We start from the raw sequence: 12,235 nt of genomic DNA on the forward strand, positions 1-12,235 counted from the left end.
AAGAGTCACCGATATGGTTGTTCGTTCAGGATGGTCGGTGTGTGTTATCCGTAAGAGGGAGCTATATCGAGCCGAACATGTTTGCGCATTTATGCAAAGTCACGGCCTTTGCATGTGAGAGTGCCTTCAATCATAAAGTGGTCCCTGCAGTTGACACCCTACCTACACGCCCTAAATATAAACTGCATCAGCGGAAGTCGATGATCGAACACATCTTTGGGCACAAGCAAAAGAAACCATCGGATTTGGCGATCATAGATGATTCGAGTGGTCAAACACTGACCTATGCCGAACTTTGGAAAGCATCTGAAAGAGTGGTGCAACAGGTGCGCGAACAAGTAACTACCAATCAGGCATATCCCAGACTTGCCCTTTTCATGGAACGAGGTTGGAAACACCTAGTCTCCATAATCGCAGTTCAACGTATGGGTGGCACCTGTGTGCTGATCGATTTAACACACCCCGATGATCGATTGCGAGATTTCCTAGACGAATGCAGGCCTGACGCCTTAATTTCTGTTGGCACAGCGACAGATAGGGCACGTAGTCTAGTGCTCTATCCCGTACTCGATTTTGACAAAGGAATAATGCAACAAACAGGGATAAATTGGGAACGTGATGAGTGGATTAAAACTGACAATGAAGTCTGCTTCATCGCTGGAACCTCTGGAACTACCGGAAAACCCAAGGCAGTCTGTCTGTCCTATAGTGGGATGAGCACTACAGTTGACGCTATCATTGACGCTGCTAAGTTAGGAGAAACTACTAGAGGCTCATGGCTGTCATCACCGGGATACGGGATGATTGAAGTGGATCCGCTACCCGTGCTATGTGCCGGCGGAACGGTCTGTATTCCCTCATCTGTTATCTTGCAGGATGTTCAGAAGCTGGCACACTGGTTCAACGAGAACAAAGTTACGCACACATTGGTTATGACATCAATTGCTGAAGCGCTCTGGGCGAGTGAAATCCATACTGATTTACACACTATGCTAATCGCGGGTGAGCGATGCAAGCAGTGGCCGACCGCCAAATACCGAGTGCTTAACGTCTATGGATCTGCAGAAGCTGCTGTTGTCTCAATTGAGGATCTATCTGGTCCGAGGCGCACGTTGCTACCAACAGTGGGCCGTGCGGTGTCTGGTGCAAATATGTATGTGGTTGATGGTGACGGACAAGAGTTACCAGCATGTTGTGTTGGGGAACTAGTTATCACTGGTGAAACGCTGTCGATGGGTTACTTAGATTACAATCAGACTCAGAGATCTTTCCGTCCAAACACACTCGACGCCACATCAACGTTGCAATATATTACCGGAGACCGAGCACGAATGGGTTTGGATGGAACCGTCGAGATTTTCGGTCGGTCAGACGCACTTGTGAAGATTCGCGGGCATAGGGTTGACTTAGCTGAAGTAGAGATCACTGCACTCAAAGTTCCAGGTGTGGCAAAGGCTGCCGCCATTTGTTTCACCGATAGTGCTGGGGCAATACTAGAACTTTTCCTTGAACAGGCTCCTAATACTAATGATGTCAAGGATGCGGTTCGTAAGTATCTTAGGGAACAATTACATCCTGCTGCTCAACCTAGCCGGATTACTACGATAGAGTTGCCTCTTGGACACAATGGCAAGGTGGACTATACTGCGTTACGTGCCTATACAGCCATCCAAGATACAACAGACACACCTTTTTCCCCGACTACGAAAACCGAGATTGCTTTGCGTGACTGCTGGTTGACTTGGACTAGATGTGATGAGGCAACTCTTGAGTCTGATTTTTTTCAATCTGGCGGAGATTCTTTGCGAGCTATGCGTATGATGGGGGAATTGACTTACAAGTATGGAATCCACATTGAGATGAGTTCCTTTCTTGAAAACCCGGTGTTTTCAAACCTCATACGTCTAGCTAATTTCTCACCTATTGCCGATTTTCCAGTATTTGAAAACCTGTCTGCTGATCAACAATTAGAGCCCTTTGAGCTGAGTGAATACCAACAGGCTTTATGGATAGGTCGTGGTTCTGATTTCAAATATGGCGATGTCGGTTGTCAAGGGTACTTCGAGTGGGAGGTGAAGGATCTTGATCTTGACCGGTTTGTTCATGCCATAGGCATGCTAGTCGATCGCCACCCAACGCTTCGAATGACAATTGATGATAAAGGCTACCAAAGAATTGGAACAGTTGATGGCAAGCAAGCAGTTAAGTTCATAGATCTAAGTGAATTTTCACCGATTGAAATTAATAATGAGATTAACAAGATACGTTTCCGTATGGCAAATGATGAAATTGAAACAGCGAATTGGCCTCTATTTCAATTTGTTGTAAGCCGGATTAGTGCAGAGTCAAGCAGAATTCATTTCTGCATTGACTTGCTAATCGCCGATGCATGGTCGATCTTTCAAGTAATTATCCCCGATTTGATTGACCTGTATATGAAAGAAAAGCCACAATTACCGAGGATTCAGACTACATTCCAAGACTATGTCGCATATCGGTCTAAAGTAAAACAGACTGCACAATACCGTGCTCATCGTGAGTACTGGTTAAATAAAATTCATGATTTGCCAGCTGCTCCAAAGTTACCGCAACTAGAACTAGAGAAGTCTGCAGCGTCAGTAAGGTTCGATAGATTTGAGGGTACACTTGGGAAAGTATCTTGGGACCAACTCAAAGCCCAAGCTCAAGAACGAAGAATCTCTCCCTCAGGGGTTGTAGCCTTGGTCTTGTGTGAAGTGTTGCGTTGCTGGAGCGAAGAAGATCATTTCACCTTAAATTTCCCCATCTCAGATCGGAAGCCAGTCAGCGATGACATTGATTTAGTGGTTGGAGATTTCACAAATATATTGCTTGTACCCTACGAAACTGCTACTGACGATACGCTCCAAGCTCGTGGTCGGCGGTTACAGGATGCGATTTGGCAGGCACTTGACCATCGACTTTTTACTGGGGTTGAGGTTTTGCGTGAGCTATCTCGGATTCGCCGTATTGGGCGTGAGCCATTGATGCCAATCGTTTTGACCAGTCTTCTCGGGCATCTAGGTCGACATGATGTTTCACAGCTTGGTCGTGAAGTATTTGGGGGCTCACAGTCTCCGCAAGTGACGCTTGATGTCCAAGTTCGAGAGTCAGAGGGCACGCTGTATTTCAAATGGGATTACCTCACTGGAGTTATTCGTCCTGATGTGGTTGAGGCAATGTTTGGTTCATTCTGTGGGTTGCTTCAACAGCTTGCAGATGATCCTGAGATTTGGAAACGTACTTGGCTCGACCTCAGACCAGCGACACAGATCGCTGTACGAAACGCGGTCAACGTAACACAGGAGAGGAATTCCAAATATCACATCCTCACCGAAGGTTGGATTGATCGTCCAGATTGGGTGCCCGGTGAATTGCTGGTAGAAAGTGACATATCATTAGTTCGTGGATACTTCGGACAGCCAGAACTCACTAAGCCTGCATTTGTTAGCCACCCTCGGACTGGACGCCGAATGTATCGAACAGGTGACTTAGGCCGTTACCTCCCGAGTGGAGAGATAGAAATCCTTGGACGGATTGATAACCAGATCAAGATCAAAGGGATCAGAATTAATCTTGGCGAGATAGAGAGCGTGGCTCAAACCTGCGCGGGAGTATTGCAAGCCTGTGCCTTTTCATTGCCCGGACCAGATGGAAGACCAAAGCAGATTGCATTGGCTTATATTGGGGAAGCCGATCTCGATCCCATTATCATGAAGGAACTCACCCGCCTCTTACCTAGCTACATGATACCAAAGACTATTCAGCAAGTATCGCAACTACCATTAACGAAAAATGGCACGGTGGATGTAAAGATATTGAGAGAAATGTTATTAAGGAGGATCGATATGACAGAATTAAACAATAGGACTGGGCAAACCATTTTGCGACAGGTCATAGGCGTGATATCAGAACAACTCTCTCAATCAGTAGTTCTACCAGATGACAATTTTATTGAAATAGGTGGCGACTCGCTGGCTGCGATGAAGATCAAAACTGAATTGGAAGCCCTATTATCGATAACAGTTTCAATTGAAAGTATCATGCTGGCTGAGACAATTGGCGAGTTCGCGAATGATCTTGTAGAAATAGTACAGTCATTACCAAAAACCAATGATATCAATGAGAGAGATACGATTAAGGAGGATCAATATGGAAAAGTTAAACAATAGGGCTGGGCAAACCATTTTGCGACAGGTCATAGGCGTAATATCAGAACAACTCTCCCAATCAGTAGTTCTACCAGAAGATAATTTTATTGAAATAGGTGGCGATTCGCTGGCTGCGATGAAGATCAAAACTGAATTGGAAGCTCAATTATCGACAATAGTTTCAATTGAAAGTATTATGCTGGCTGAGACAATTGGAGAGTTCGCCAATGATCTTGAAGAAAGAGTACAGCCATGAACAAAACTCAAACCAATCAAGAATGGCTCAAAATCGTCACTGCATATCTAAATAGGCAAACGAATTTACAAGAGTTAAACGAGAAGGGCGAGTTGCGTACGCAAGAAATATTGGGGTACGTTCAGGAGCAATCCCCGTTTTACCGTGATCATCTGCATACCAAGGCGGGTTCACAGAGTGCATTCAAGGCTCTCGATGGAGTCGCATTCACTACTAAGAGTGATCTTCGTTCTGCTAATACTTCGATCTGTAGTGTCCCGTTTGATGAAATTGCGATGTACTATGAGACAACGGGGACGACAGGGAAACCAACACCTTGCCCGCGAGCACTAATTGATGTCGAGACAAGTGGGGCATATGTTCAGAATGCGATGAAGGAGGTATATCAGTCAACATTTGGTACGATGCGTGCACTTACTGCGATCATGGGGCCATCCGAGTTATACTCATTCGGGGACACCTATGGAGAGGTATGTCGGAATCTAGGTATTCCATTTGTACGTTTATGGCCCGAGAGCCCACGTGTAGGACTTGAAAAAGCTGCAGAGCTCATTACTGATCTTGGAGTCCGGTCACTAATCTGTTCACCTGCAGTGGCGCTTGCTCTCGCTCGTTTCTATAAGAGCATTGGAATTGATCCACAAAAGACCTCGGTGGGACAGATCCTTGTACTTGGAGAGTTGTGCACACCTGAGATGCTGTCAAATATTTCTCGAGTCTGGGATGCGCATTGCACTCATGGTCTATATGGATCGCAAGAGGTACATGCAGTTGCTACAGGTTGTCCAGAAGGGAATCTTCATCTTTCCGAAACTAATTATATTGCAGAAATTTTACCTAATAATGGTACCAATAGCGATATGGGTGAACTGTGTCTTACGATGCTCGTGCCAGGCGCTAAGCCATTAATACGATTTCGAACTGGTGATTTGGCTTACCTTTACCCGTCGAGTTTTTGCAAGTGTGGTAGCCAGTCCCGATGCATACGGATCTTTGGTCGGGTTGATGATGTTATGACAATCGGTGGCCGCCAGATGTTTCCTGCATCAATTGAATCGGCTATTTTTAAGGCAGTCGATCGAGTTTTGGGATATCAAGTCAATGTAAAGGTTGCAAAAAATGGTACAGACGAATTAGAAATAGCTATTGTCTCCCAGGTTGGTGATCAGTCAATTGATCAGATCGAAGGGCAGATTGCGGGTGATTTTGGTGTCCCGGTTAGGTTGCTATTGTCAGATCAGTTGGATCCGCAGACGGAGACAGGAGCTTATATCTCCTGGAAACACGCCCGAATCCGAGATTGTAGGCTAACACCATGATTAAGCAAGATTCGAAAGGCTCATGGGTCATCGAGCAATGTGTGGTTCCTGAGGCTGCGCAGGTAGCACAAGTACGGCGGCATATATTAGATATGTACCCAAGACCGGCCTTGTTCGAGACGGGAGCTGGTTTTCAAGCTGTCGATGGGTCACAAACAATGTTTATGGTTGATTTACTGTTTGAGATCAAGCTCGAGGATGGCGATTGGCATGTGTACGGCAGCGCACCCTTCGAGATGAAAATCACTGAATGTAGAGCAGTGGTTAGTGACGACACGCAGCCCATGTTGGAACGACTGCGACGTGTGACGCAAATTCTTGCGTTGCCAGAAGATTTCCCACTCGTGCTCGTCCTGGCATATAGTGCAGCTCGTTTTGTTGAACACTTGCCGGGGATCGCTATCGAGACGGGTGAACCGGAGGTGTTATTGCGCGTGTACAGATACGTTGTACGCTACAATGGTGCTGAAAGTGGGGCCATAATCGATGTTTTGAAAACCAGACAAGATGAGGCCACAGACATCGCAAATTTAGTCACAGCACTTATTGATCCCAGAAAGGATTCATCCTCGAGTAGCCAATGGGAACCGGGAGTTCTGCGGGATTTGACGGATCAGAGTACATTCTACGCTATGGTTGACCGAGCCAAAGAACATATTCGTGCTGGTGATATCTATCAAGTGCAATTATGTCGGCGCGCAGTATCGAGTACTACGATTCCTCCAGTAGATCTTTATGAACGACTTGCGTCAAAGAATCCAGCTCCCTATATGTATTACTTGGACCTAGGAAAACGACATATCGTGTCATCCAGTCCAGAGTTAATGCTCCGAAGCAGCGATGGTGTCGTTCAGGTTCGCCCCATAGCGGGTACAATGACGCAGGAAGATCAGCGCGGCAATCGTCTGGACCATATTCCGAAGGAGATGGCCGAGCATCTGATGCTTGTGGATCTGGCGCGTAATGACTTAGCGCGTTGCGCTATCCCAGGTGGTGTGAATGTAACCTCGTTTATGCAGGTGGATGCCTATGGTCCGCTTTTTCATTTAGTCTCGACTGTAGAAACCCCAGTCCGTGCGAATTGCGACATCTGGGACTTGATTGCAGCAAATTTCCCGGCGGGCACTATGACAGGTGCACCCAAGGTACGTGCGATGGAGATCATCGCCGAGCTCGAAGAGACAGCGCGCGGGGTGTACACGGGGTGTTCTGGGTATATTACGGGGAAGGATAATGGTGTGCTCGCCCTAACCATCCGAACGATCGTCGGCGACTCGGGTCGCTACGTATTGCAAGCTGCTGCGGGGATTGTGGCTGACTCACAGGCACCTGATGAATGGGACGAGGCGGGTGCGAAGATACAGTCTTTTGCCCGTGCGATAGGAGGAGGCGCATGAAAGTTTTATTGATAGATGCCTTTGATAGCTTTGTATACGTCATTGCACAGTATTACGAGAAGGTAGGCGCACAAACGAAGGTGGTACGTGTGAATGATGATCCAGTTAGTCAGTACCAGCTTTGGAAGCCTCAACTACTTGTCTTGGGACCAGGTCCGGGAACACCACAGGAACATGGATATCCAGAAATAATTCGTGCGGCAGGTGAACATCAAGCTATGTTCGGTGTCTGTCTGGGTCACCAAGCAATTGGTGAGTTTTTCGGCTGGAAGCTCATACATGCACCTACTATCGAACACGGCAAGAAAGCGCAGGTGCTACATGATGGGCAAGGTATATTTTACAGCGTCCCATCACCTGTCACTGTAGTTCGTTACCATTCACTGGCTATCGTTGATCAAGGTACGGGAAACGAATTAGTTACATCCGCAATTTCTGAAGTAGATAGCGTGGTAATGGCGGTGCGTCATCGTACAAGACCAATTGAAGGTGTGCAGTTTCATCCCGAGAGCATCGGAACAGAGCACGGGATCACAATGATACGAAACTCACTGGCATTGGCTAATCGCAGGCTTCAGAAGGTGGGAAGTTCGTTGCATCAGCCAGATAATAACGTCATCATTTTCTGAACTTCAAGAAGAAATCTTCAAATAATAGAATAACTTACATTTGTTGTTTTGAGATAGAGTCAATTTTACCAACTGTAAATCACAACAAATAATGTTAGGCTTGGGGCTTGATAGTTCTTTGTCGGAAAGGGGTTCTAATGAAAGGACGTGTAGCAATAGTTACTGGTGCAGCAAACGGGATCGGACGTGGTGTCGCGGCACAGTTGGCGGCAAGCGGATGTCAGGTTGCGCTACTGGACAAGAATATCGACAGACTTGGTTCGCTAGACGGTACGATGTGTTACGAGGTTGATGTCACCAACGATGACCAGGTTAAACAAGTATTCCAGTCTATAAATAAGGAATTTGGACAGGTAGATATTCTGGTCAACTCAGTGGGAGGAAGTCTGCATTCGAAATTGATCGAGACGATTGAGGATAGTGATTGGAACTCAACGTTTGATTTGAACTTACGAAGCGTTTTTAATTGTACACGTGCTGTAATTCCTGGAATGAAAAAGCGCGGTTGGGGGCGAGTGGTCAATATCTCAGCCGTGGCTGGAAGAACCTATACCTTCTTTGGTGGGGCAGATTTCACTGCTGCCAAAGCAGCCCTCATTGGCTTTACACGACAATGCGCATTTGAGTTGGCACCCCATGGAATCACCGTGAACGCAGTCGCCCCAGGATTGACGCTAACCGAACGTGTAGAGGTCATGTGGGCTGAAATTAATGAGGAGAAGCGAGCATCGATTCTAGAACGTATCCCGATCGGACGTCCATCGACTGTGCAAGAGCAGGTTGCAACGATCTGTTTTCTGTGTAGTGAGCAGGCCTCCTATATTTGTGGTGCAATTTTTGACGTAAACGGGGCGATGTTTGCTGGGTAGTAAAGTTTATGCTGTTATGGGATGACGCACACCTAATGGTTACTCCCCATATAACACAAAGTAGGCTACTGAGAAGTCCTAAATTCAATTATCTCATTTCAGTACTATAATCAGTGTTTTTAATTTCTGGACAGTGGAAAATTCTCGGATTTAAGAAATTGAAAATTTCCTATGATTGATATGCTCCAAGTCAAGTAGATCGTGAAAAAAACATAATCTGTGGCACTAACCGTCTGTACGAGGTTAGTGCCGTTTTTATGCTGCCGAGCGGAGAAGATACTGTCTGTATTCCAAAGGCGTTCTCAATTCCGGTCATCTCAACTTCAGATTTTCTATTCCGACGTTTGTCCGCCAGTGCATCAACACCATATTTCAAGTATTTATTTGTTCATGAGTAGATTTGTTGATAGGATACCTGAAACTGTTGTGCGGTTTTGTGATAATTGTTTTTCTGTTCAATCCAAAACTTTACAATTTCAAGGAGAATGATAAGGCATGTATATAAAAATGACAGAATTACAAAAAGCTTATTTGATGTCTAAAGTGGATGACTCCCAAGGAGGAACAGGCACACATCTTTATATTGAATTGCTCTATAATGGTCAGATAAGTGATTTGGAAGAAGCTTTTAATAAGGTAATTGCTTCACAACCCATGTTAAAAGCAAGAGTTCTTGATCATGAAAATTTTTTGATCGAAGAAACTTTAAATTATAAAATCAAGTGTATTGATAGTCAGTTCGATATGCAATCATTAATAGAGCTAAAACGCAAGGAATTGTCGCATAAAAAATATGAAGTTTATGATTACCCTTTCTTTACAATGGAATCAATCGGGAGAAGTGGGGATTTTAGAGTTATTTTCAGTATAGATCTGTTGATTGCTGATGGCTTGAGTATATATGAGCTGATGCGACAGTTAAAATTGTTTTTATCTAATCCGCTTATGTCAATTTATGATTATTCAAATGAATTATTGCAAATGCAGGATTTTTATCAAGAAATAAGGGATTCTAAGCACTATAAAACATCAAGAGATTACTACATGAATAACATTGAGCAAATTTACCCAGCGCCACAAATAAATTACCAGATTGAGCAAACAACAGATATGGAGTTTTTGCGTAAAGAATGCACTATCAATCATGAGCTTTATGCTCGACTTAAAAGCAAAGTAGATGAGTCATCTTTTTCTGTAACTGATCTGCTTCTTACGGCATATTCACTAGTTCTCACTAAGTGGTCCAAAGAACAAAACCTATCAATTAATGTCACTTCTTTTAATCGTCCAAAAGCCGAAAACTATTATAAAACGATAGGTAATTTTTCCTCTTCATTCTTGTTGCAAACAAGCTTTGATTTTGAAAAAAGTTTTGAAGAAAATATTCAAAAAGTAAAATTAAGTCTTGTTGATGCTTTGAAATATAAGCACTTCGAAGTCATGGAAATGATGTATGAAATGAACAAGAAGTCTGTTTCTGCAACTATGCCCATAGTGTTCACCTCTATGTTATTCAATGAAAAAGATGATTTGTTTGGCGATGTATTTAAGTTAGATTATTGCATTTCACAAACCCCTCAGGTGTTCCTCGATTTGCAAGCCAAAAACATAAGCGGGGAATTGAATATCACTTGGGACTATCGAAGTGATATGTTTGAGACCACTATCATTAATGCAATGTTTTCTGAATACTGTTCTTTGATTTACGAATTTTTGAACTCAACTGAAGATATTGTCTCCATATATAATTACACGAAGAAGTCTGGATTAATTTCAAAATATGAGAAATATAATGCTCAAACATGTAATGCAAATTTTCAATTCAATACATTAAGGTGGCATTTAGAAAGAATATTGACAGAATGCCCAGAAAATATTTTTGGAATAATTAACAATACAGAGTATACTTTCAGTCAAATATATGCTTTGGCCACTCAAAAAGCTATGGAAATCCTGGAAATTAAAAATAAACATCTGAAAGATAAAGTACGTATTGCCTTCAATGGGAAGAAGAATATTCATTCTATTACTTGCATTTTGGCATCTATCTTAACTAATGATTCTTTTTGTGTGGTAAATGAGAATTTTGGAGAAGAAAAGACTGAAGAAATTCTTGTGAGCTTGAAAAACTACATCTATTTTAAAGATGGTGAATTAATCAAGGTATCTGATACAGATTCGTCCATTGATACAGAAGAATCTTATATCATACATACCTCTGGAACAACAGGACAACCGAAAGGGATAATCATTACAGAAAAAGCAGCTCTAAATACAGTTTACGATATTATCGAAAAGTTTAATATTACTCAAAAAGATACTGTAATGAATATCTCAAACCTATATTTTGATCTTTCCATTTTTGATATTTTCGGATCAATCATTAGCGGAATGTCTGTTGTTTTTGTAGATATCTATGACCATGATTGGTTTTTTGAGCATAACTATTACAATAAAATCACCATCTGGAATTCAACGCCTGCTTTAGCGAAAGAATTTTTACTAAAAAGTAAGTTTGAAAAATTGAGAGGAATATTAGTTAGCGGGGATTTTGTTCCCAAGAAAATGGTTGAAGAATTGTTTTCTAAATATGGTCGTATTCAATTATTTGCTCTAGGAGGGGCAACAGAAGCTTCTATCTGGTCAAATTACTATGATTGTTCATCTTATGAAAATGTTTCATCTATACCATACGGGCTGCCCCTTGCCAATCAGCGGTTATATGTTACCGATTCAATAGAAGGTATGTGTGACTTTCGGGTCTTGGGAGAAATTTGTATAGCGGGAGAAAGTCTCTCAAAAGGTTACCTTAGTGATGAACAAACAAAAAATTCCTTTGTTTGGAATGAAGTATTGGAGGAAATAGTATACAAAACAGGAGATTTAGGCTACTTGGGTTCGGACAATCTCATTTATATAGTAGGAAGAGTTACAAGTGAAATTAAACATAATAGTTATAGAATTGACTTGCGAGAAATAGAAAAATATATCAATATGCACGCTGATGTTTCAAATTCAGTTGCATTTATCGAAAAGTTGCAAAATGGTCGTACACGATTGATTTGTGCCGTAGTTTGCAGTAATGCTCAAGACATTAAGCGGCAAATCAAATCTGAATTATTGAAGAAACTTCCTTTATATATGATCCCTAATCGTATTATTACGGTATCCGAAATACCTCTTACTGGAAATGGGAAAGTAGATATAAAGTCTCTTTGCAACATATTGAAATAAAATTTATACAATAATGTGTTATTTTAAAAAGTTTATGCATAGCCTTAACAATTCTTTTTAGTCCAAATGATCTTTATTCAGTAAATTTGACTTGAGAGGTATGTAATAAAGTTTACAGCAAATGGAGTTTCTAAAGACAAATGTGATAGCTCAAATCCATGAGTTTGATAGTTTTGCTCACATGTCGACAGCTTGCTTACTGTGTAATTGATAATCATTACTTACGTATGATTCTTTCTATAGCATACGTGGGTTCATATCTACTAAGGGTATTATTTATTAGATTCCCTAATCCAAGTTGCCTGTGGATCGTTTCATTTCCAGAATGCCAAGTAATTAAATCAAATTAAAAATAAAATTAG

The 12,235-nt window shown here is 42.5% G+C and carries 6 protein-coding genes and 2 pseudogenes; all 8 read left to right on the top strand.

The genetic code is table 11. The annotated features are described in order from the left end of the window. Positions 1 to 200: 200 nt before the first annotated feature. Positions 201 to 3,236, top strand: a pseudogene (locus tag I6N90_RS00875) (AMP-binding protein); the annotation flags it as partial. Between the two features lie 684 nt (positions 3,237 to 3,920). Then, positions 3,921 to 4,190: pseudogene (locus I6N90_RS25350) on the top strand (phosphopantetheine-binding protein); the annotation flags it as partial. Beyond that, entirely contained in the window at positions 4,171 to 4,425 is a 255-nt protein-coding gene (locus I6N90_RS00880; RefSeq protein ID WP_197933641.1) for a phosphopantetheine-binding protein, read from the top strand. The pseudogene I6N90_RS25350 and the gene I6N90_RS00880, both read left to right, overlap by 20 nt. After that, positions 4,422 to 5,744: a phenylacetate--CoA ligase family protein gene (locus I6N90_RS00885; protein ID WP_197933642.1), complete on the top strand. Its 1,323-nt coding sequence runs from the start codon at positions 4,422 to 4,424 to the stop codon at positions 5,742 to 5,744. The genes I6N90_RS00880 and I6N90_RS00885 overlap by 4 nt, the downstream gene beginning before the upstream one ends. Further along, a complete protein-coding gene (locus I6N90_RS00890) occupies positions 5,741 to 7,141 on the top strand; it encodes an anthranilate synthase component I family protein (protein WP_197933643.1) in 1,401 nt (466 codons plus the stop codon). Before I6N90_RS00885 ends, I6N90_RS00890 begins: the two co-directional genes overlap by 4 nt. Further along, a complete protein-coding gene (locus I6N90_RS00895) occupies positions 7,138 to 7,770 on the top strand; it encodes an anthranilate synthase component II (RefSeq protein ID WP_197933644.1) in 633 nt (210 codons plus the stop codon). Before I6N90_RS00890 ends, I6N90_RS00895 begins: the two co-directional genes overlap by 4 nt. 137 nt (positions 7,771 to 7,907) lie before the next feature. Then, complete coding sequence (locus tag I6N90_RS00900; protein ID WP_197933645.1) at positions 7,908 to 8,639, top strand: SDR family NAD(P)-dependent oxidoreductase; 732 nt, start codon at positions 7,908 to 7,910, stop codon at positions 8,637 to 8,639. Positions 8,640 to 9,134: 495 nt separating this feature from the next. Next, positions 9,135 to 11,873 (top strand): AMP-binding protein, encoded by a 2,739-nt coding sequence (locus tag I6N90_RS00905; RefSeq protein ID WP_197933646.1) that lies wholly within the window; start codon positions 9,135 to 9,137, stop codon positions 11,871 to 11,873. Positions 11,874 to 12,235 lie beyond the last annotated feature (362 nt).

The organism is Paenibacillus sp. GSMTC-2017 (assembly GCF_016019935.1).
Classification (GTDB): Bacteria; Bacillota; Bacilli; order Paenibacillales; family Paenibacillaceae; genus Pristimantibacillus.